Raw genomic sequence first — 20,679 nt, 5'->3', positions numbered from 1 at the left:
AACCGCTCTATGCTCGCCCTCGGCAAACTGCTTGAACTGACCCTCGCCGGCCGCGAACCGGCGGAGAAGACTCAACTGACTGTCGAAGGCGTGCGGATGCGCTGGTTGAGCGAAGGTGCGCTGGAAGTCCGGCCACCTGAAGCTCGCGACAATGGCCTGGACTTGCTGCTATCGGCAGGTATCCACGGCAACGAAACAGCGCCGATCGAGTTGCTTGACCGCCTGTTGCATGACATCGCCCGCGGCGACCTCAAGCCGCGCGCACGTATTCTGTTCCTGTTCGGTAACCCCGAGGCCATTCGCCGCGGCGAGCGTTTCATCGAGCAGGACGTCAATCGGCTGTTCAACGGCCGTCACGAGCAAAGCAGTGGTTCTGAAGCCCTGCGTGCTTGTGAACTGGAACGACTGGCGGCGAGTTTCTTCAGCCTGCCGGACCGCGACCGTCTGCACTACGACCTGCACACCGCGATTCGTGGCTCGAAAATCGAGCAGTTCGCCCTGTATCCGTGGAAAGAAGACCGCCAGCATTCACGCCGGGAACTGGCTCGCCTGCGCGCCGCCGGCATGGAAGCAGTGCTGTTGCAGAACAAGCCGTCCATCGTGTTCAGCTCCTACACCTACGACAAGCTCGGTGCCGAGTCCTTTACCCTTGAACTGGGCAAGGCTCGGCCATTCGGGCAGAACGCCGGCGTCAACGTCGATCTGCTGGAAACCCGCCTCAAACAGATCATCGAAGGCAACGAGCCGCCCTTGGCCGAAACGTCGCTGGATGGTTTGCAGCTATTTAGCGTGGCGCGGGAAATCATCAAGCACAGCGACAGCTTCCGCTTGAACCTGCCAGCGGACATCGAGAATTTTTCGGAATTGGAGATGGGTTACGTGCTGGCCGAAGACATCGCCCAGACCCGCTGGATCATCGAAGAGAAGGGCGCCCGGATCATCTTCCCGAACCCCAAGGTGAAGAACGGCCTGCGTGCCGGCATCCTGATCGTGCCGACCACAGACGAAAACCTGGCTTAAGCGCAACGCAAAACCAATGTGGGAGCGGGCTTGCTCGCGAAAGCGGTAGATCAGTCAACAAAGTAGTCGACTGACAGTCCGCCTTCGCGAGCAAGCCCGCTCCCACATTTGGTTTGGGTGAATTCAAAGAATCCACCCAAACCACAGGATTGTCGTTTTAGACCGCTACCGCGCGTGGCTCATTGCGACGCAATGCTCGCGTCTTGTGCAGCGTATCCGCACACGTCTTCGCCGCTTCCTGGCCTTTGTGCACGAAATGCTCGAAGAAGAACTTCTGATGTTCTTCGCCTGCATGGAAGTGATGCGGGGTCAGGACCACCGAGAATACCGGCACTTCGGTTTCCAGCTGAACCTGCATCAGGCCGCTGATCACCGATTGGGCGACGAATTCGTGACGGTAGATCCCGCCGTCCACCACCAAACCTGCGGCAACGATGCCGGCATAACGACCGGACTTGGCCAACAGCTTGGCGTGCAACGGGATTTCAAAGGCGCCGCCGACTTCGAAGAAATCGATATCCGATTCCTGATAGCCCTGGGCAATCATTTCGGCGAGGAAGCCTTTACGGCTCTGGTCGACGATTTCCTTGTGCCAGCAGGCCTGGATGAACGCGACGCGCTCGCCCTGATGGTTTTTGCTTTTGCTATCGATTGCGGTGGGTTGCATGTTCTGGTTCCTGTTTGTGTGAAAAACAGGGCTTATGAATCGAATGGGATTTAAGGGTACGCGCGCTCGCAAAAATGCGTGCAAACGGCCCTTTGGCGCCAATCCCGTTCTCTCTTCATCCGGACTATGACCGTCGGCCCCGGGATCACACCGGGTCTGCTGACCTTGCCGCCAGTCACCGCCGAAGCTGTGCTGTCACCAAGCGCTCGCGGGCTATGCGCATTGCGCGCAATTACCGCCGGTGGGGAGTTGCACCCCGCCCTGAGAACGTTTTGCCGCCAGATTGTTTGGCGGCGAAGCGTTTTTACCACATATTTCTTGCCTGCGCATTGCTGCTTTCTGATGATTGATATCGGGTTTTTCGAAGCTGCAATGCGCCATTTCCTCGCCCAAGGGTTGATTATTCGCCGGCATGCCCGCAGTAATTCCTCTTGGAAAGCGACTTCCCCTGATTACCGAGGCCAGATTTATGAGCGTTATCGATCTTCGCAGCGACACCGTCACCCAACCGACCGCAGGGATGCTCGACGCAATGGCCAAAGCGGCCACCGGTGACGACGTTTACGGTGAAGATCCGACGGTCAATCGTCTGGAAGCTGAACTGGCAAAACAGCTGGGGTTCGCTGCGGCGCTGTTTGTCCCCACGGGCACCATGAGCAACCTGCTGGGGTTGATGGCGCATTGCGAACGAGGTGACGAATACATCGTCGGTCAGCAGGCTCACACCTATAAGTACGAAGGTGGCGGTGCTGCGGTGCTCGGTTCGATCCAGCCGCAGCCGCTGGAAGTGCAGGCCGATGGCTCGCTGGACCTGGCTCACGTGGCCGCCGCGATCAAGCCCGACGACTTCCATTTCGCGCGCACTCGCTTGCTGGCCCTGGAAAACACCATGCAGGGCAAGGTCCTGCCATTGGAGTACCTGGCAAAGGCGCGCAGCTTCACCCGCGAACACGGCCTGGCCCTGCACCTGGACGGCGCGCGCCTCTACAACGCCGCCGTCAAACTGGGTGTCGATGCCTGGGAAATCGCCCAGCACTTCGATTCTGTATCAGTCTGTCTGTCCAAAGGACTGGGTGCGCCCATTGGTTCGGTGCTTTGTGGCACGACTGAGTTGATCGCCAAGGCGCGTCGGCTTCGTAAAATGGTTGGCGGCGGCATGCGTCAGGCCGGGATTCTGGCGGCGGCAGGGTTGTATGCTCTGGACAACAACGTTCAGCGCCTGGCCGACGATCACGCCAATGCGCAATTTCTGGCCGAAGGCCTGCGTAAGGCCGGTTACGACGTCGAACCGGTGCAGACCAACATGGTTTACGTGCAGATGGGCGACAAGGCCGAAGCCATCAAGGCATTTGCCGGCGAGCGGGGCATCAAGCTGAGCGCCGCCGGCCGTCTGCGCATGGTCACGCACATGGATGTCAGCCACGCTCAAATCGAGCAGGTCATCGCTACATTCGTCGAGTTTTCGCGCAACTGACAGCGTTAGCCGTCCAATTGACCGTTTCTATCGTATAAACACGCTGTACCCCGCGCGCAGGGCCGATATAATGCGGCCCTTTGCCGTCGCTTCGTCTGTTGACGTTTCGCACAGGCCTTTGGCCGCAGCCTCCGTGGAAGAACCTAATGAAAAGCGCAGAAATCCGTGAAGCCTTCCTTCGCTTCTTCGAAGAGCAAGGCCACACCCGTGTAGCCTCCAGCTCTTTGATTCCGGGCAACGACCCAACCCTGCTGTTCACTAACGCGGGGATGAACCAGTTCAAGGACTGCTTCCTGGGCCAGGAAAAACGTGCGTACACCCGCGCGACCAGCAGCCAGAAATGCGTGCGCGCCGGTGGCAAGAACAGTGACCTGGAAAACGTCGGTTATACCGCTCGTCACCACACGTTTTTTGAAATGCTGGGTAACTTCAGCTTCGGTGACTATTTCAAGCACGACGCGATCACCTACGCCTGGACCTTCCTGACCGGTGTCCTGAAACTGCCCAAGGAAAAACTTTGGGTAACGGTCTATGCCTCGGACGACGAGGCCTATGACATCTGGACCCAGCAGATCGGTGTACCGGCCGAGCGCATGATTCGCATCGGCGACAACAAGGGTGCGCCGTACGCGTCCGACAACTTCTGGACCATGGGCGATACCGGCCCGTGCGGTCCTTGCACCGAGATTTTCTACGATCACGGCGACCATATCTGGGGCGGCCCACCGGGCTCGCCGGAAGAAGATGGCGACCGTTACATCGAAATCTGGAACAACGTGTTCATGCAGTTCAACCGCACCGCCGACGGCGTGTTGCATCCACTGCCAGCGCCGTCGGTAGACACCGGCATGGGCCTGGAACGGATCAGTGCGGTGATGCAGCACGTTCACTCCAACTATGAAATCGACCTGTTCAAGAACCTGCTGAGCGCTTCGGCCCAGGCGATTGGTTGCAGCAATGACGACCAGTCTTCGCTCAAGGTTGTTTCCGATCACATCCGTTCGTGCGGTTTCCTGATCGCCGACGGCGTGCTGCCCTCCAACGAAGGTCGCGGTTATGTGCTGCGCCGGATCATTCGTCGCGCGTGCCGTCACGGTAACAAGCTGGGGGCCACTGGCAGCTTCTTCTACAAGATCGTTGCCGCGCTGGTTGCCGAGATGGGCGAAGCCTTCCCGGAACTCAAGCAGCAACAAGCCAACATCGAGCGCGTGCTCAAGGCTGAAGAAGAGCAGTTCTCCAAGACCTTGGAGCACGGCTTGAAGATTCTCGAGCAGGATCTGCTGGAACTCAAAGGCACCGTGGTGCCGGGCGACGTAGTGTTCAAGCTGTATGACACCTACGGTTTCCCGATGGACCTGACTGCCGACATCGCCCGCGAACGCAACCTGACGGTCGACGAAGTCGGCTTCGAGCGCGAGATGGAAGCCCAACGTGTGCGTGCCCGTTCGGCCAGTTCGTTCGGCCTGGACTACAACACGCTGGTCAAGGTTGACGTGGCGACTGAGTTCACCGGCTATAAAGCCACCAGCGGTTCGGCGAAGATTGTCGCTATCTATAAAGATGGCCAGTCGGTCGACGTATTAAGTGAAGGCGAAGAGGGCGTGATCGTTCTCAATCAGACGCCTTTCTACGCTGAGTCCGGCGGCCAGATCGGCGATTGCGGTTATCTGCAAGTCGGCAGCAGCCGTTTCGACGTGCGTGATACCACCAAGACTGGCGGTGCTTTCCTGCACCACGGTGTGGCGGTGTTGGGCAGCCTGACCATCGGCGCGCCGGTTGAGACCCACGTCGATGCCGAAGTCCGTCACGCCACTTCGCTGAACCACTCGGCGACTCACTTGCTGCACGCTGCATTGCGTCAGGTGCTGGGCGAACACGTTCAGCAGAAAGGTTCGTTGGTCGACAGTCAGCGTCTGCGCTTTGACTTCAGCCACTTCGAAGCGATCAAGCCTGAGCAGTTGAAGGCCCTGGAAGACATCGTCAACGCCGAGATTCGCAAGAACTCCGCGGTAGAAACCGAAGAAACCGATATCGAAACCGCCAAGCAAAAAGGCGCCATGGCGCTGTTTGGCGAGAAGTACGGCGACAACGTGCGCGTGCTGAGCATGGGCGGTGATTTCTCCGTCGAACTGTGCGGTGGCATCCACGCCAACCGTACCGGCGACATCGGCCTGCTGAAAATCATCAGCGAAGGCGGTGTGGCTTCCGGCGTGCGTCGTATCGAAGCGGTCACCGGCGCCGCGGCGCTGGCATACTTGAACGCTGCTGAAGAACAACTCAAGGAAGCGGCCAACCTGGTCAAGGGCAGCCGCGACAACCTGATCGACAAGCTGTCGGCTGTGCTGGAGCGCAACCGTCTGCTGGAGAAGCAACTCGAGCAGTTGCAGGCCAAGGCAGCCAGCGCCGCGGGCGACGATTTGTCGGCCTCTGCCCTGGATGTCAAAGGCGTGAAAGTGCTGGCCGTGCGTCTGGACGGTCAGGACGGCAAGGCGCTGCTGGCGCTGGTCGATCAATTGAAGAACAAACTCGGCCGCGCAGTGATCCTGCTCGGCAGTGTCCATGAGGAAAAGGTCGTTCTGGTTGCAGGCGTAACCAAGGACCTGACTGGCCAACTCAAAGCCGGTGATTTGATGAAGCAAGCCGCTGCGGCAGTGGGCGGGAAGGGCGGTGGTCGTCCGGACATGGCGCAGGGCGGTGGTGTAGACGCCGGCGCGCTGGACGCGGCATTGGCCCTGACCGTTCCATTTGTAGAGCAGGGTTTATAAGGCGGTTTGCCGAACCCGTGGTCTAGTGACGGGTTCGGCAACTGTTTGAGTGATTATTGGGCGCCCTTCATGGGCAGAGGCGGCTTTGAAATGGCTTTGATCGTACAGAAATTTGGAGGCACCTCGGTCGGCACTGTCGAGAGAATCGAGCAGGTCGCCGACAAGGTTAAGAAATTCCGCGATGCCGGCGATGACCTGGTGGTTGTGCTGTCTGCAATGAGCGGCGAGACCAACCGTCTGATCGATCTGGCCAAGCAAATCAGCGGCGACAGTCAGCCGGTTCCGCGAGAGCTGGATGTGATTGTCTCCACTGGTGAGCAGGTGACAATTGCCCTGTTGGCCATGGCGCTGATTAAACGCGGTGTGCCTGCGGTGTCCTACACCGGCAATCAGGTGCGGATCCTGACGGACAGCGCGCACAATAAAGCGCGTATCTTGCAGATTGATGATCAGAAGATTCGTGGTGATCTGAAGGCAGGTCGTGTGGTGGTTGTCGCCGGTTTCCAGGGCGTCGACGAGCACGGCAACATCACCACCCTTGGTCGTGGCGGTTCCGACACCACCGGCGTGGCGCTGGCAGCGGCCTTGAAGGCTGACGAATGCCAGATCTACACCGATGTGGACGGCGTCTACACCACCGACCCACGCGTGGTGTCCGTGGCTCAGCGCCTGGACAAGATTACCTTTGAAGAGATGCTGGAAATGGCCAGCCTCGGTTCCAAGGTGTTGCAGATCCGTGCGGTGGAATTCGCCGGCAAGTACAACGTTCCGCTGCGCGTACTGCACAGCTTCAAGGAGGGTCCGGGCACCCTCATTACTATTGATGAAGAGGAAACCATGGAACAGCCGATCATTTCCGGCATCGCTTTCAACCGCGATGAAGCCAAGCTGACCATCCGTGGCGTGCCAGACACCCCGGGTGTTGCGTTCAAGATTCTTGGGCCAATCAGTGGCGCGAACATTGAAGTCGACATGATCGTGCAGAACGTTGCGCACGATAACACCACCGACTTCACCTTCACCGTGCACCGCAATGACTTCCAGGCCGCGCAAACCGTGCTGGAAAACACCGCTCGCGAGATTGGTGCCCGTGAAGTCGTAGGTGACATCAAGATCGCCAAGGTCTCGATCGTCGGCGTCGGCATGCGTTCTCACGCAGGTGTGGCCAGCCGCATGTTCGAATCCCTGGCCAAGGAAAGCATCAACATCCAGATGATCTCGACGTCGGAAATCAAAGTCTCCGTCGTGATCGAAGAGAAGTATCTGGAACTGGCTGTGCGCGCTCTGCACACGGCTTTCGAACTGGACGCGCCTGCCCGCCAGGGTGAGTGATGCAGTTCCCGAAGGGCGCGGTCTGACCGCGCCCTTCGTCTTTTTTGAATAGCGCGACCCAGGAACTGTTCTTTTGCTCGCGCTGGTCAATACTCAGGCATGTAGGGCTGCGATCGTATCGGTTGTAGGTCGAGTGCCTTTTTTTTGCAGACTGTTGTCCCTGAACTGTAATGCGTGAGGAGAAAGGTATGCTGATTCTGACTCGTCGGTGCGCAGAAAGCCTGATTATTGGTGATGGCGAAATCACCGTGACGGTGCTCGGCGTCAAAGGAAATCAAGTGCGTATTGGCGTAAACGCGCCTAAAGAGGTTGCTGTTCACCGTGAGGAAATCTACTTGCGGATCAAGAAAGAGAAGGACGACGAACCAAGCCATTAATTTTTATCGTTTTTTATGTTTGCAAACGGGGAAAAGGTTGGTTAAGATACGCCCCGTGTTGCGGAGAGCTGGCCGAGTGGCCGAAGGCGCTCCCCTGCTAAGGGAGTACACCTCAAAAGGGTGTCGGGGGTTCGAATCCCCCGTTCTCCGCCATTATTTGCTTAGTACGTTGTAATCTGGCTTTTTCGGTAAGTTGTTGAAATTACTAGAAAAAGTGTTTGACATAGAGATTAGACGGCCTATAATGCGCGGCAACAAATGCACTCGTAGCTCAGCTGGATAGAGTACTCGGCTACGAACCGAGCGGTCACAGGTTCGAATCCTGTCGAGTGCACCATTTAAGAGTTGTTTGCAGTAATGCGAGCAACTTTGCTTCAGCCAGTTGTGGTCTGGTTTAAAAACACAAAATGCACTCGTAGCTCAGCTGGATAGAGTACTCGGCTACGAACCGAGCGGTCACAGGTTCGAATCCTGTCGAGTGCACCAAACACCAAAAAGCCTGCGTCTAACGCGGGCTTTTTGCTGTCTGGGATTTGGCTTTTCCTTTGACGCATCCCTTCTCATCAAAATCGATGTGAGCACTTCGGCCTCGCTTGAGGTCATAGCGGTAGCTCGTGGCTGAATTGCGAATACTGATCTTGTCCGGTTTGCCGAGAGCGCTTTCGACATCCTGTTGGCTCATGCCGGCAATGACACGTTGATTGATGATTGCTTCGCGACGTTGTTTGGCGTCTATCAGGTTTCCACATTTGTCCTCGAATTGGCCGACAACGGTTGGTTCTCTCCTTTTAACGCTCGTGCCTGGTGATTCCTGGGTGGAAGCTTCGGGCATGATCGTGCTCGTGCTGCCTGGCATGAATGGCTGTACATCCTGAAGTGAAAGTCTCTCACCGGCCCTGCAGCTCATCGTAGTGAAGGTGATGCGCCCATCTGATGCCTCGCAACGGTAAATGGTTGCGGCAAGCGCCTTGGGCGCCAGGCAGAGTAGGGTGGTTAGCAAAAGAAGGTAGGTGTTCGATGGCATTCGGCGTCCTCCATGACGTTTCATCTGAAGGGTAGCCGCTGCATTTTTTGGCGGTGGTGTGTTTTCTTTTCAGGATAAGTCGTCGCAGTTTGATGGATAAGGGCAGCGCTCAGGTTTGTCTTGCAAGCGCTTGTTTCAACCACGATTTTTTAACGTTTAAAACCGTCAGGCGGTGTATCATTGCGCCCGTCAGCCCCGCCGGGGCTTATGGAAAACCTCCATGGACTTACCCAGTAGTTACTCAGTACCCCGTTTTTCCAATCATGAATTGACTGATTGATCCTTCCGGCGTGCCCCGCTGCTGGGAGTGGAGTTCGCCTATGTCCGAAGTTGAAGTAAAGAAAACGCAAGAAAGCCTGCAAGACCGCCTCGCTCAAGTCGTTGAGCTGCTGCAGCGCCAGCGTGTGGTCGAAGACCTGACTCATCGCCAGGAAGGTCCGCATCACGACCGGGTCGAGAACCTGGTCCACCGCCAAAACCTCGTCGAGCTGCAACGCAAGCTCGATGATCTGCACTCCGCTGACGTTGCCTACATCCTTGAAGCCTTGCCGCTGGACGACCGTCTGACGCTCTGGCAATTGGTCAAGGCTGATCGTGACGGCGATATCCTTCTCGAAGTATCCGATTCGGTTCGTGAAACGCTGATCGCCGACATGGACGATCACGAACTCCTGGCGGCAGCCAAGGACATGGACGCCGACGAACTCGCTGACCTGGCTTCCGAGCTGCCGCGAGACGTCGTTCATGAGCTGATGGAAACCCTCGATGGCCAACAGCGTGAGCGCGTTCGCTCCGCGTTGTCCTATGACGAGGAGCAGGTCGGTGCACTGATGGACTTCGAGATGGTGACTATCCGCGAGGATGTCAGTCTCGAAGTGGTTCTGCGCTACCTGCGTCGCCTCAAAGAGTTGCCAGGTCACACCGACAAATTGTTCGTGGTTGACTACGACGGCGTGCTCAAGGGCGTGCTGCCGATCAAGCGGCTCCTGGTTAACGATCCGGATAAACAGGTTTCTGAGGTCATGGCCAGCGATCCGGTGAGTTTTCACCCGGACGAAGACGCCTACGATGCCGCTCAGGCGTTCGAGCGCTACGACTTGATCTCTGCGCCGGTGGTCGATAAGAACGGCAAGCTGATCGGCCGTTTGACCATCGATGAAATGGTCGACTTGATTCGTGAAGAGAGCGAAAACGAAGTTCTCAACATGGCGGGTCTGCGCGAAGAAGAAGACATTTTTGCGTCAGTCTGGAAATCCCTGCGTAACCGCTGGTCCTGGCTGGCGGTGAACCTGGTGACTGCGTTCGTAGCCTCCCGGGTAATTGGCCTGTTTGAAGGCTCCATCGAGAAGCTGGTGGCGCTCGCAGCATTGATGCCTATCGTGGCGGGGATTGGCGGTAACTCGGGTAACCAGACGATCACCATGATCGTTCGGGCCATGGCGCTGGACCAGGTCAGTACCGGCAACACGTCGCGTTTGATGCGCAAGGAGCTCGCTGTAGGTTTGATCAATGGTCTGGTCTGGGGCGGGGTGATTGGTGTCGTCGCCTATCTGCTGTACGGCAGTTGGTCCCTTGGCGTAGTGATGACGGCGGCGATGACGCTGAACCTGCTGCTGGCAGCATTGGCTGGGGTGTTGATCCCTATGACCCTTGCGCGTATGGGGCGCGACCCGGCAATGGGCGCCAGTGTGATGATCACGGCCATGACTGACAGTGGCGGGTTCTTCATCTTCCTTGGGTTGGCGACAATCTTCCTGCTCTGAGTCGTATTTCAAGACCCGCCAGATTGGCGGGTTTTTTTATGCCTCAAATTCAAGGCAAAAAAAAGCCAGCGATTATGCTGGCTTGAATTTTTTGGGGTAAATCAGGACGCGTCTGCGGCCATTTCAGCGTCATGGGCAATCAGCGAAACAAGGGCATTTTGCTGACGGTGGGAGAGTTGGCGGAAACGTTGCAGCAGTTCGCGTTCGTGCAACGACAGCTCTGGGCTGTCCAGGCGCATGCTCAGCTCTTCGCCCAGTGCACCTTCCTGAATAAGACTCTGCTCAAGGCGCGCAATGATCTCGGAGTTCATGCTGCGATGATGATTGCGAGCCACCTCGGCAATGCGTTCACGCATTCCGTCTGGCAGACGTACGACGAACTTGTCAGCCGTACGGCTGGAATAAATTGCCTGTTTCAATGGGCGCATATATTTAACCGGTTAGTTCAGGGGAGCGGTTCTCGGGATTGGCCGCAGGATGTCTGATAGGACAAGCACTCTGGCCAAATGTTCAACCTGAATTGATAGAGGCTCGCATCATGCCTCAAAATTGCCAGTTCATTGGCGTCAATTCTGTGACAAATATTGAACTGGATAAAGGCGTTATGCCAGCACCAATTATCAGAAATGCGGACTGGTTTGAAAAGTTTTCCCTGGCCCATTTCTCTGACCGCGTCCTCTTGCCCTGCAGGTGATGTCCAAAGACGCCTGAAGGTGCATGCTATGCGGATTCGATCAGCGTTCCTTACCTTGTATAGGATAGTGGCAAATGGCCGATTTACTAGAGGCGAGCCGCAGTGCGGGATGAATTCGGGATGGATGGCAGATTGATTTATCTGATGGGGCCTTCCGGGTCTGGTAAAGACAGCCTCATCGACGCAGCTCGAGAGCCTTTGCAGTTGCTGGGTTGCGAAGTGGTGCGGCGGGTCATTACGCGTTCGGCTGAATCTGTGGGTGAGGAAGCTGAGGGGGTGTCTCCGGCCGAGTTCGAGCGCCGCAAGGGGGAGGGGGCGTTTTCGCTCTCCTGGCGCGCCAATGGTCTGGATTACGGTATTCCCGTCGAAATCGATCAATGGCTCCGAGATGGCCGCCATGTGCTGGTCAATGGTTCTCGGGGTCATCTACCCGTCGCGCTGAAGCGTTATCCCGAGCTGCTGCCTGTGTTGCTGACAGTCAAAGATAATGTGCTGCGCGAACGATTGTTGCGACGGGGGCGTGAGCATCTGGAAGAGATTGAAGCCAGACTTCAGCGCAATGGGCTATTCGTAACTGACGATTCAATCGGAGATACGCATATCCATCGACTCGATAACTCTGGTGACTTGTCCGTTACGGTTAACAATCTGTTGCATCTACTGAGGATCAGCGCAAAACCGGATCAAATTTGATTCGACGTCCGGCAATCAATGCCAGCACGAACAGCGCCCCGAACACACCGCATGCGATAAGGGGTGGGGTGAACGTCGCTTCCTGGGTTAAACACAGATGAAAAATGCCGCTCGACAGGGCCAGGATAAGAAATCCAGCGGCTGATTTGGACATGCGGTGCTCCTGGTGGGGGATTCAAAATACCAATCGATCGGAAGAGGCTGTCTGTAACAGGTCGGGCTCTTGGCTCACTTCCTTATTTACAAAAACGTGTTGATCACTCATGACCGCCAATTGGGGGGCTTTTTGGAGTTGGAGGAAATGAGGCATGCGTTGGGCAACCACTTGAGCGTCACCCTCAGGGACAAATTGAAAGCCAAGCAACACTGCCAGAGCGATCGCATTCGAGAGTAAAAGAGCGCCGTTCATAGGGTTATTCTCCATTGTTCTTGTAGAACAGCTGAAGCAGTCGGCATGCCAAGAGTCTAGCGGCTATTAAATCCTTTAAAAACAATGAATTAAGATTAAACCGCTGAAGGGTATCAGTGCAATTTGCAACGATGGCTTTTTGAGGCTGTGCAATTTGCACGGTAATCCATGTCGTGGAGGCATAAGGCGTTTGCCTACACTTAAAAAGCCTAAGGACGACATGACAAAAGCAGGCCTGACCGTTAACATGCTCGCCGTCCATCGTACCGCGGTCCTCGCGGGCGACTTCGTGTCTCAGTAGCTCAATTGGATAGAGCATCCCCCTCCTAAGGGGAAGGTTGGCAGTTCGAACCTGCCCTGGGACACCATATAATTCAATGCTTACAGCCTGATCCTTGTTTGCCGAGAGAAAGCTGTGACAGCAGGGTGACAGCAGCGAACGTCTTAATCTGGCGATCGGGAGCTGTCCTCTGGCGCTTTACTCCCCTCAGTCATCGAACCTTTGAGCCTTTCGCGCTCAACGATAGTCGCGTCGTTGATTTCCACTCTTACTAATTCACCCTTCGTTTGCACGATGCTTTGCCGTCGCGTTGCACGTATCTCTCTGCACATCCGTCAAATTGAACTCGCTGCTCCCCATGCCCCATTTGGGCCACTAAGCCCGCGACTTGCTTGAGTCGCAGCGGGGAAGGGAGGAGCCGCCAGCAGAGTGGCGTAAGGTTTGGCGCTGTAACACCTGTCGGACGCGTAACATGCTGCCTAAAGGGGTGACTAAACACCTGTTACATCAATAAAAGCTATATTTATCAATGCTATGCGTGGTTCTGTAACGTGTGTAACACCCGTAACGTCACTTTGGGGCTGTCATGAGGAGACAGCTTCGTTGCTAGACGAATACGGTGGCTATACGGTGGATGTGATTTCCTTGTGAAAGGTGCTGAGCTGCCCTTTTTGATAAGTCGTGCCGTGTTTAACGACAAACTCATGCATGGCTGTGGAAAGAGGGTGCTCGATTGTGAAGTCTCCATATTGCTCAAGAAACGAGTTCCATCTGCTTTGGAGAACTCCCTTCCTACGATACTGGGGTGCTATCCAAATCCAACCTAGACGCCATCGACCTTCCTTTTCGGGAAAGAAGGCACATGCGCCAGCAATCACTCCCTGTAGTTCGGGGTCATTGGCCGCAAAGATGTGTCCATGACAACCCCCGCTTGCAGCCCGATTTGCGCCGCCATCCCATTGCAGAAAGTCATAGCGGAAATCTCGTCGGAATTGAATGGCTCTCCTGCGTACCTCCTCGTGCATCCATAGTGGAGCAGTTGAATCGACCTTCTCCGGACACGAGTGAGCAGTTAGGCGCTTTGCGAAGCGAAGACTTGGAGTGGGGTCAATCAAATGCCTGACACGGGTGTGCTCTTGGCGGTGAGCCCTTGCGGAGCTGGGGCTATTGGTAAGGTATGCAGCACCGCAATAGTTGCAGGTCTTGTCGATCTGCTTTACAGCCCGGTATTGCGGGCCGCGTACCTCCAGCTGCAGCGGCTCGCCGTTTGTACGCGTCATGACAAATCTGTAGCCGTTATTATCTTTGAAGGTCTCTTCGGTCCGACTGCCGTATCGATCTTCATGATCAGACCGAAGGATGTAAATTTGGCGTTGCCGTTTTTTTTCGTAGTAGAAGATTTCCATCTCGGTGTCTGTAAGCAGGTCTCTGCCGGTGAAGCCTTTCAGGAACCGCTTTACCAATACATGAGGCCGCACGCGCAGCCCTAAACCTTGCAGATGAATCAGCAATCCCACTGCATCGCTGGCCGTGAAGCCCGCCGAGCCGAGAGCCTCGTCATCAGGTCTACTGGGTTTCCAATAGATGGTCTGACTGGGGATGTCGAAATAGGAAGCCAGGTCCTCAATCAGCCGGTTTAGGCGAGAGTGGCCTCGATGTTCTGTTCGCTCGATTAGCTCCTCCAGGGAGGCGGAGCGAATTGCTCGAGACTTCAGTAATTCCTCTTCTTCCGGGAATAAGTATCGAGGGTCTGGCGGAGCGAGACGTTGTTCCTTGATCAGCTCGAAAAGTGTTTCAAGCGTTTTACAGCTAATCCGTTTACGCATCTACATCCACTCAATCGGTATGCATAGCATGGCGACCCATTATCGATTATCTCAGTCGAAAAAACTGCTGGGGACCCTGGGGACTTTTACGCTATACGGGGTCGGAAACCCGCGTGACTGAGTTAGTGGGAGGTTTCCAAAGTTACTGAAATTTCAGTCATTGAAATTGAAAGAATTCATTTGAAAAAAGGTCATCGTTACCGCATCGGTAATGATGACCCCTTGTGTTGCTGATTACGCACACGCCGAGCTGTCAACCGAGTCAACCTGTCAACCAATGTAGAAAAATCAGCCACTACCAAGATTGCGCGGGTTCTATGCCCCGTGTCATTCATAAAGGCTCAGGGTCCCCGGCGACCTCCCAAGATCTTGTGCAATTGCACTGGTGAACGGTGTGTTCACCCGGTTCACCTGTTCACTAAGCTGGCCAGCTGTCCGCTAATAAAGTCCGGCGGGTTTCCGACCCCGTATGTGTCTCAAAGCCACAGGGGCCCCGGCACCTGCTGAGTCTCATCGCTGGTGGAACGCGTTGCTAACGGGGAGCGGGGACGGATACCTTTCAAATGTGGTGCTACAAGTGTTACAGGTGTTACGACATAGATTAAGTAGTTGTTTTTAAAGGATAAAACGATGTAACACCTGCTGGCGGTTTACCTTGTGTCTGGTGTAACACTGCGGAACGGTGTTACAGGATTTTAAGATCCCCTGTTGGACAAAACCTGCACGTGCAGGGGGCCAGGCTCAGACCATTCCTACAGACTTGCCCCCGCCTGGTACGGTAGTCTTTCGAAAACTATTGAACGCTTTGACCTCTTAATCGAGGTTTTTGATTGCACGACAAGGACGACGAATGACTCCCTCCGCTCGATTGGGTGACAAGCATGTCTGCCCATTGCCCGGCCATGGCACCACCCCGATTGCCTCCGCCAGTGGCGACGTAAATATCAACTTTATGGGCTCCGCACGTGTCGGCGATACATGTGGTTGTGGTGCCGTAATCACCACAGGGTTTCCATCGATTCAGGTTAATGGCCGTCCTATGGCGCACCTGGGCAGTCCTACCAGCCATGGCGGAACCGTCATCACCGGGTCAGGTGATGTGGGTGGCGGGTTTGTGATGGGCGATGCTGGTGGTGCAACCATCATCAATTTCATGGCACTGGGAGCGTTCCGCCCAGATGGCACTGTGGACGATCAAAAGATGGCGACCTTGCTCGCTGATCCAAATTTGAAAGAGAAGGCTGTGGCGGCGAATGCTTTGGTAGATCCGCAAGCCAGCGCCGAAAAAACCGAACTCAAGACAGAGCCAGAAGCACCCACTGCGTGCAAAGACCCTGACATGATGGGGCAACTGGCCGAGTACATCGCCGATGAGATGAACCGGAATATCAAAGACCCAGCAGTCTTGGAAATGAAAGAACTAAATAGCTTCGATCCTGAGGCGGAAACCAAGAAATTCATGGAACTCCCGCTTTACCTGCGCTTAGGGCAAGACCCGCAGTTCTACAATATGGCACTGGGAAAAAAGGCGAAGGCTTTCGCCATCTGGACAAAAAAGGTGGGTCAGGGCCAGGATTGGGATCACAAGCCCAAATTGGCCAAACTGTTTGGTGCGCCTTGGCACAAGCAAGGGGCGCATGACTTCTACTACGACATCTGGTCGAACATTCACTACGGGTACGTCGGCTTAGCCGGTGGACTCTCTGACAGCGTGCAATTGGATGGTGCTGGAATTGAGCAAATAGGCTCAGACAGTTGGCGCTTCCTCCAAGACCCTAAGAGGTTTGATGGCCCACGCAGGACGGAAGGTGTTGATGGGATGAGAGCATGGGACGATGCTCCTGACAGGGTGTCGATCATGCTCGGAATGGAGCTCTACAAGGAGTATCCGAACGGCGGCGTAACCGCGAAAATCATCATGGACAAGGTGTTGGCAGTGCCAATTGCTGACTGGGGTACAGGTGTTCAAAAACATGTCTGCAAGTGAAAAACGACCCAGGCATATTGGGCGGTGGATAGGGCTGCTTCTTATCGGTGCGGTGGCTTGCTGGTACATAGCTATACCGCGAGTTGTCGTTTACTACGCAAAAGACGGCACTAAGAAAATCAGTTACGTCCTGAACACGCAGCACACCATCGTTCGCGGTGAACTGCTGCCTGGAAATACAACGGGCGACGTAGGGCATATTTTTCCGGACGATGAGTTTTTTATGCGTCTGGACTGGTGGAATGCGAAGGGCTTGAACCGTTGCGTGAGCATTACGCCTCAATGGCCGACAACGGAGATTCATATTGACCGTAACGGCGAGATTGACTCCAGTGAAGGTAGTGGCACTGATAGAGATCGATTGAAAGTTTGCAAATAGGTTTTGTGGTCGCTGGGGGGGACTGCTTTTGCCGTTTTCTGTTCGTCGCGATAGGCGGATAACGGCCATGAGTGGACCCTCTCAAGCGCCCGCTTTTCGGCCAAAGCGGACGTGTTAACGCTACTGGCGTAGCGCGGCGCACTGAGCTGCGGTAGCATCGAGCCATCAACGCATATTGTCATGGAGATTGAGCATGAGTTTCTCGATAGTAGACAACCCGCAATTGGCAATAGCGATAGCAATCGGGATTTGTCTGGCTGTGGTAATAACAGTGAAATTGGTCTGGAAAAGCAAAACATCGGTCAAGGCTGATCGAGGTGGTGTGGCAGTTAACGGGCCTAACAAAGGAACTATCAAGAGCTCATACCGTAAAGGCAAATAAATGCGGAGCTTGTTGGAGTACGTCGGGCTTATAAAACCGCGAAGCGAAACGACCGTCACAGCGAGCAAAGGCGGAGTTGCTGTGAATGGTGACAATTACGGCACTATCATTTCCAACGATAGAGACGAAATCAAAAGCGCTTTAACAGAGGTGATGACCCGCCAAGCCGAAATGCGAAGCCTTGGCGTAGAAGGCGAATTGCAGAGCGAGATAGGTCGACAGATCGATCATTATAGAGATCTGATGAACTCCGGGCGTGTAAATGAGGCTTGTAATCTTTATAAGGAATTGCTGACTCACCAAGCAAAAAATCTTCAGCCTATTTCAATTTTTCGAATCAAAGCAAATATCGGCATATGCAATCATTTGCTTGGTAAGCCAGAGGAAGCTGCACAATTATTATTGGAGGCGTGTACTTACGCACCGGATGATCAACGTGCAGTGGCTTTCAAGGCGTTCGCTTTTATTTTGCAAAATAAAACCGATGAAGCTATTCGCTACGGTCTTAAAGAGCTTGAGCGTCACCCTGACAATGAAACTCTGGCAGAGTTTGTGTTGCAGGCCGGCAGGATTCATTACCAGTTCGCTGATCAATTTGAAGATCCATACGAGTGTTTTTCTGATCAGTTGAAACAATCTAAATCGGTACGTCTTGCGCATATCCATCTCCTTGCTTCGCAAAATTGTGAAACGTGGAGAGACTTGGCTGATGAATATCTGAGTGAAGAGCCGGATGATCTGCTTGCAAAGACTTTGGTCGCTCTAGGTATAGTCCAATCATACGTTGACGAACGGCAGAGCAAAAATGGCTTTAAGTTTACGGCCGCTGATCTTGATAAGTTAAAGATCGCTGCTGGCCATTTCGACGATTACTGGTCAGATTTTAAACGTAGTGATAGGTTGGCGAATGGCTGGGATCTGCAAACAATTCAAGGGTTGATTGTAGCTTACAAGCTTAGTGCTAACTATGAAAAATTACGGGAGCTTTGCGCATATGCCCTGTCGAAGTTCTCCGAAGATCAAGGATTAATAGATACGATAGCCAGATGTTTACTGGATCTGGATGAGCCAGAGCTTTGTAGGGAAGCGATTGGTAAGTTGAGTAACCCTGAGGACGCTAGAAAACTACGATTTCTGATCTTGATTGCCCAAAAAGATTGGGATGCGCTTTCGAGCTTTAAAGACTATCAGCTAGCCAAGTTTGACGGTGACTTCCTTTGCCAGGCAAAAATTGCTTGCTTCATTGCCAGAGCCCGAAAAGGCGACTCTAACGGTAAGCGCGAGCTGGAAAATCTGCTTTCCACATCTTTACTTGATAGTCGATCGCGCTTAATACTGTTTGAGTTTGCATGCGCTTCTGGCATCAAAGTAATCGCGGAAATCGCTTATGTTTATGGGGCAAAATTCGTTGATGATAAAACAGACGTAATTGAGTTCTTTCATTACATGAAGCTTGCACGCTCGCTAATGATGTGGAAAGAAATCATTTCTCACCTTTGCGTTTGTCCTGATGTGGCTGATAACTATGAGCTAAAGCACATACTTGCACTTGCTTTTTTAAATGAGCATCCGTTGAGGGCAGAAGCTGTTCGCTTCTATGAAGAGCTGACATTGATACCCAGAGGATTCGAATTATTACTGGGTATATTTTACTTCAAAAGAAATGTTTTCGGGGAGGCTCGACGATTTATAGGGGAGTATTATAGTTCGGGCGGAACTGATCTTTATGGTTTTCTCGCGTTGATAGATATGGCAAAAAATGAGAGAGACACCGTAGCTCTGTCGGAGCTTTTTTCGAAATACGATATCGATCAGTTTGATGGGCCTCCAGAGCAGTGGATGCACGTTGCTAGGGCGCTAGTTATGATCGGTAACTCAAAGAAAGGATTAGAGCTTGCGCACCGTTTGTACGCCGGAAATCCAAAGGTATCAACGATTGCGCTGGGCTATTTTCACGTTTTTCTTAATGCCAACAAAGACGCCTTGTTGGATGATTGTCTCGCCGTAGGTGGTGGATGTCATATTAAACTGGTCTGCTCAGATAACACGGTTATTGAGCGGGATGTTTCTGAGGCTATAGAGGATGATCTTTCTCTCAACCCGGAAGGTGTTGATCCCTACGTCAAAAAGGTATTTGGGGAGAAAGCCGGATTTGAGTACGAACAGGAAAAATTGCAGGGCGTTGTAAGTTGGAAACTTGTAGAGGTTAAGCATAAATATCTCGATGCGTTCCATACCGTGTGCTCCACGTATGAGAGTGAGTTTCCTGATGCTGGTGGATTATGGTCCATCAAGGTTGAGGATGGAAACGTACAGTCCCTGCTTGAGTTTACAAAACGCCAGGCAGAAAGAGATGAGGGTTTTATATCAACTGTTGCCGAGAAAAATATACCTCTCGGCATTGCGGCTGGAATGTGGAAAAAGAATGTATTCCAGGTGTCAGATTTGATGAGGATAAGTCAGGGGAGCATTAATACCTGTCTGGGTACCGTGGAGGAGCGGGATCATGCGATTCAGCTAATTCAAGAATATAAAGGCAAGGCTATTGTCTTGGACACGTACTCCGCTTGGGTCGCTGCGGAGCTGAATTTGTTAGAGTTGTTAGTAGACTATTTCGAGACTGTGATGGTTGCTCAGTCTTCGATAGAATCTGTTCGTGAGGTTGTAAGAGAGGCAGAAGAGCGCGAAGGATCTCTATTCAGTATAGGATGGAGGCGCGGAATTTTCATAAGGAGTGAATATACCAAGACTGAACTCGCTGCAGAGATTAGAAGGCTATCAGCTTGCGCTGATGCAATAGCCACCCAATGCACCGTTGTTCACTTTGATTTCCCAAGTGGTCTGGATGAGCTTACTGAGCTACTGCTAGAAATCAGCCCCGAAGCAGTTGAGCCGTATTTCTTAGCAAAGCAACATAACGCACTTCTTATGTCGGATGACGGTTTTTCGAGAGACTTCGCAAAGAACGCTTATGGATTATCTGCGAGCGCATGGCTGCAATCATTTATCAATGAAGCTATGAAAGATGGAATGATTTCACCCTCTGCGTATGTCGAAGCAATTCTTGGTTTATGTCGATTTAGGCATACCTCCGTTTCCATAAGTACATATGTTATTGAATCAGTATTTGAGCAGGATTTAACTGTAGAGCTACTTGATTTTAGAGCGGTTTGCGAATACGTAGGCGGATCTTCCGCCGAAGAAAAAAGTCACTTTGATTTGGTCTTGCGTTTTGTGATTAAGCATTGGTTGCTTGAGTATAATTCAGCTAATGATCCGGTAGTTCAAAAATTTTTACTAAAAAGTCATGGGGATGCCTACCCTTCAGTGAAAGTAAAGAAGGCAACAGGGATATTGCTGGAGCGGGTGCGATTGATGCCTGATGGAGTAAGGCTACTCAATGAGTTGGCAAGCTTCCCAATATTGCGTTTGAGGGGCTTTATTATTGATTGGTGGGGCGGGCACTTCTATAATTAGCTCGTTGCTAAGCGTGGGGGCAAGTGCACACTTAGCGCCCTATGATGACGAATGGGTTCGAATCTCTAGTCAGTATTTTTGAAACACTGCAATGGGTCGATAGCTGCCGTTTGCGAACGACAGCAATCGA

Annotated in this window: 16 protein-coding genes, 4 tRNA genes and 1 riboswitch; of the genes, 14 read left to right on the top strand and 6 right to left on the bottom strand. The window is 53.5% G+C overall.

Features of this window, described 5'->3' with window-relative positions:
• Positions 1-9: 9 nt before the first annotated feature.
• A complete protein-coding gene (gene astE / locus ACWIKB_RS13595) occupies positions 10-1,020 on the top strand; it encodes a succinylglutamate desuccinylase (RefSeq protein ID WP_475267418.1) in 1,011 nt (336 codons plus the stop codon).
• Between the two features lie 157 nt (positions 1,021-1,177).
• Here astE and ACWIKB_RS13590 read toward each other — a convergent pair whose 3' ends face one another.
• The gene (locus tag ACWIKB_RS13590) at positions 1,178-1,687 is read right to left on the bottom strand and encodes a 6,7-dimethyl-8-ribityllumazine synthase (protein WP_054044746.1); all 510 of its coding nucleotides are present in this window, start codon (positions 1,685-1,687) and stop codon (positions 1,178-1,180) included.
• Positions 1,688-1,789: 102 nt separating this feature from the next.
• Positions 1,790-1,960, bottom strand: a riboswitch (FMN riboswitch).
• A 196-nt stretch (positions 1,961-2,156) separates the two neighbouring features.
• Here ACWIKB_RS13590 and ltaE point away from each other — a divergent pair.
• The 7 genes from ltaE (at position 2,157) to ACWIKB_RS13555 (ending at position 8,121) form a co-directional block, all read left to right on the top strand.
• The gene (ltaE, locus tag ACWIKB_RS13585; protein WP_475267417.1) at positions 2,157-3,161 is read left to right on the top strand and encodes a low-specificity L-threonine aldolase; all 1,005 of its coding nucleotides are present in this window, start codon (positions 2,157-2,159) and stop codon (positions 3,159-3,161) included.
• A gap of 146 nt (positions 3,162-3,307) precedes the next feature.
• Complete coding sequence (gene alaS / locus ACWIKB_RS13580; protein WP_475267415.1) at positions 3,308-5,926, top strand: alanine--tRNA ligase; 2,619 nt, start codon at positions 3,308-3,310, stop codon at positions 5,924-5,926.
• Positions 5,927-6,016: 90 nt separating this feature from the next.
• The gene (locus tag ACWIKB_RS13575; protein ID WP_123514351.1) at positions 6,017-7,258 is read left to right on the top strand and encodes an aspartate kinase; all 1,242 of its coding nucleotides are present in this window, start codon (positions 6,017-6,019) and stop codon (positions 7,256-7,258) included.
• A gap of 188 nt (positions 7,259-7,446) precedes the next feature.
• Entirely contained in the window at positions 7,447-7,635 is a 189-nt protein-coding gene (csrA, locus tag ACWIKB_RS13570; protein ID WP_003178872.1) for a carbon storage regulator CsrA, read from the top strand.
• Between the two features lie 62 nt (positions 7,636-7,697).
• Positions 7,698-7,788 (top strand) — tRNA-Ser (locus ACWIKB_RS13565).
• Positions 7,789-7,895: 107 nt separating this feature from the next.
• A tRNA-Arg gene (locus ACWIKB_RS13560) sits at positions 7,896-7,972 on the top strand.
• Positions 7,973-8,044: 72 nt separating this feature from the next.
• A tRNA-Arg gene (locus tag ACWIKB_RS13555) sits at positions 8,045-8,121 on the top strand.
• 19 nt (positions 8,122-8,140) lie between these two features.
• Here the strand turns inward: ACWIKB_RS13555 and ACWIKB_RS13550 are convergent.
• Entirely contained in the window at positions 8,141-8,659 is a 519-nt protein-coding gene (locus tag ACWIKB_RS13550) for a DUF4124 domain-containing protein (protein WP_475267412.1), read from the bottom strand.
• Positions 8,660-8,979: 320 nt separating this feature from the next.
• On the opposite strand from ACWIKB_RS13550, the gene mgtE reads away from it, so the two are divergent.
• A complete protein-coding gene (gene mgtE, locus ACWIKB_RS13545; RefSeq protein WP_475267410.1) occupies positions 8,980-10,422 on the top strand; it encodes a magnesium transporter in 1,443 nt (480 codons plus the stop codon).
• Positions 10,423-10,523: 101 nt separating this feature from the next.
• Here mgtE and ACWIKB_RS13540 read toward each other — a convergent pair whose 3' ends face one another.
• Positions 10,524-10,850 (bottom strand): Arc family DNA-binding protein, encoded by a 327-nt coding sequence (locus tag ACWIKB_RS13540; protein ID WP_003178899.1) that lies wholly within the window; start codon positions 10,848-10,850, stop codon positions 10,524-10,526.
• 386 nt (positions 10,851-11,236) lie between these two features.
• Between ACWIKB_RS13540 and phnN the strand changes: the two genes are divergently transcribed.
• The gene (gene phnN / locus ACWIKB_RS13535) at positions 11,237-11,809 is read left to right on the top strand and encodes a phosphonate metabolism protein/1,5-bisphosphokinase (PRPP-forming) PhnN (RefSeq protein ID WP_475267407.1); all 573 of its coding nucleotides are present in this window, start codon (positions 11,237-11,239) and stop codon (positions 11,807-11,809) included.
• Here the strand turns inward: phnN and ACWIKB_RS13530 are convergent.
• Together ACWIKB_RS13530 and ACWIKB_RS13525 are read right to left on the bottom strand one after the other, a co-directional pair.
• Positions 11,784-11,963: a PA3371 family protein gene (locus ACWIKB_RS13530; RefSeq protein ID WP_475267406.1), complete on the bottom strand. Its 180-nt coding sequence runs from the start codon at positions 11,961-11,963 to the stop codon at positions 11,784-11,786. The two genes, phnN and ACWIKB_RS13530, sit on opposite strands and share 26 nt — an antisense overlap.
• A 21-nt stretch (positions 11,964-11,984) precedes the next feature.
• The gene (locus tag ACWIKB_RS13525; RefSeq protein WP_475267404.1) at positions 11,985-12,218 is read right to left on the bottom strand and encodes a hypothetical protein; all 234 of its coding nucleotides are present in this window, start codon (positions 12,216-12,218) and stop codon (positions 11,985-11,987) included.
• A gap of 291 nt (positions 12,219-12,509) precedes the next feature.
• On the opposite strand from ACWIKB_RS13525, the gene ACWIKB_RS13520 reads away from it, so the two are divergent.
• Positions 12,510-12,586: transfer RNA gene (locus tag ACWIKB_RS13520), tRNA-Arg, on the top strand.
• Positions 12,587-13,121: 535 nt separating this feature from the next.
• Here ACWIKB_RS13520 and ACWIKB_RS13515 read toward each other — a convergent pair.
• Positions 13,122-14,324 (bottom strand): GNAT family N-acetyltransferase, encoded by a 1,203-nt coding sequence (locus ACWIKB_RS13515; protein WP_475267402.1) that lies wholly within the window; start codon positions 14,322-14,324, stop codon positions 13,122-13,124.
• Between the two features lie 850 nt (positions 14,325-15,174).
• On the opposite strand from ACWIKB_RS13515, the gene ACWIKB_RS13510 reads away from it, so the two are divergent.
• The 3 genes from ACWIKB_RS13510 to ACWIKB_RS13500 all read left to right on the top strand — a co-directional run bounded on the left by ACWIKB_RS13510 (position 15,175) and on the right by ACWIKB_RS13500 (position 20,549).
• The gene (locus tag ACWIKB_RS13510) at positions 15,175-16,311 is read left to right on the top strand and encodes a polymorphic toxin type 44 domain-containing protein (RefSeq protein ID WP_475267400.1); all 1,137 of its coding nucleotides are present in this window, start codon (positions 15,175-15,177) and stop codon (positions 16,309-16,311) included.
• On the top strand, positions 16,298-16,690 hold the full coding sequence (locus tag ACWIKB_RS13505) for a hypothetical protein (RefSeq protein ID WP_475267398.1): 393 nt from the start codon (positions 16,298-16,300) through the stop codon (positions 16,688-16,690). Before ACWIKB_RS13510 ends, ACWIKB_RS13505 begins: the two co-directional genes overlap by 14 nt.
• Before the next feature lie 463 nt (positions 16,691-17,153).
• Complete coding sequence (locus tag ACWIKB_RS13500) at positions 17,154-20,549, top strand: PIN domain-containing protein (protein ID WP_475267396.1); 3,396 nt, start codon at positions 17,154-17,156, stop codon at positions 20,547-20,549.
• Positions 20,550-20,679: the final 130 nt, after the last annotated feature.

The organism is Pseudomonas sp. 5Vm1k (assembly GCF_056161485.1).
The sequence above is the reverse complement of the archived record's forward strand: the minus strand, read 5'-3'. Positions and strand labels throughout refer to the sequence as shown.

Bases quoted from the DNA above. Each gene is read 5' to 3' on its own strand.
- astE (WP_475267418.1), top strand. From the start codon at position 10: ATGCTCGCCCTCGGCAAACTGCTTGAACTGACCCTCGCCGGCCGCGAA.
- ACWIKB_RS13590 (WP_054044746.1), bottom strand. From the start codon at position 1,687: ATGCAACCCACCGCAATCGATAGCAAAAGCAAAAACCATCAGGGCGAG.
- ltaE (WP_475267417.1), top strand. From the start codon at position 2,157: ATGAGCGTTATCGATCTTCGCAGCGACACCGTCACCCAACCGACCGCA.
- alaS (WP_475267415.1), top strand. From the start codon at position 3,308: ATGAAAAGCGCAGAAATCCGTGAAGCCTTCCTTCGCTTCTTCGAAGAG.
- ACWIKB_RS13575 (WP_123514351.1), top strand. From the start codon at position 6,017: ATGGCTTTGATCGTACAGAAATTTGGAGGCACCTCGGTCGGCACTGTC.
- csrA (WP_003178872.1), top strand. From the start codon at position 7,447: ATGCTGATTCTGACTCGTCGGTGCGCAGAAAGCCTGATTATTGGTGAT.
- ACWIKB_RS13550 (WP_475267412.1), bottom strand. From the start codon at position 8,659: ATGCCATCGAACACCTACCTTCTTTTGCTAACCACCCTACTCTGCCTG.
- mgtE (WP_475267410.1), top strand. From the start codon at position 8,980: ATGTCCGAAGTTGAAGTAAAGAAAACGCAAGAAAGCCTGCAAGACCGC.
- ACWIKB_RS13540 (WP_003178899.1), bottom strand. From the start codon at position 10,850: ATGCGCCCATTGAAACAGGCAATTTATTCCAGCCGTACGGCTGACAAG.
- phnN (WP_475267407.1), top strand. From the start codon at position 11,237: ATGGATGGCAGATTGATTTATCTGATGGGGCCTTCCGGGTCTGGTAAA.
- ACWIKB_RS13530 (WP_475267406.1), bottom strand. From the start codon at position 11,963: ATGTCCAAATCAGCCGCTGGATTTCTTATCCTGGCCCTGTCGAGCGGC.
- ACWIKB_RS13525 (WP_475267404.1), bottom strand. From the start codon at position 12,218: ATGAACGGCGCTCTTTTACTCTCGAATGCGATCGCTCTGGCAGTGTTG.
- ACWIKB_RS13515 (WP_475267402.1), bottom strand. From the start codon at position 14,324: ATGCGTAAACGGATTAGCTGTAAAACGCTTGAAACACTTTTCGAGCTG.
- ACWIKB_RS13510 (WP_475267400.1), top strand. From the start codon at position 15,175: ATGACTCCCTCCGCTCGATTGGGTGACAAGCATGTCTGCCCATTGCCC.
- ACWIKB_RS13505 (WP_475267398.1), top strand. From the start codon at position 16,298: ATGTCTGCAAGTGAAAAACGACCCAGGCATATTGGGCGGTGGATAGGG.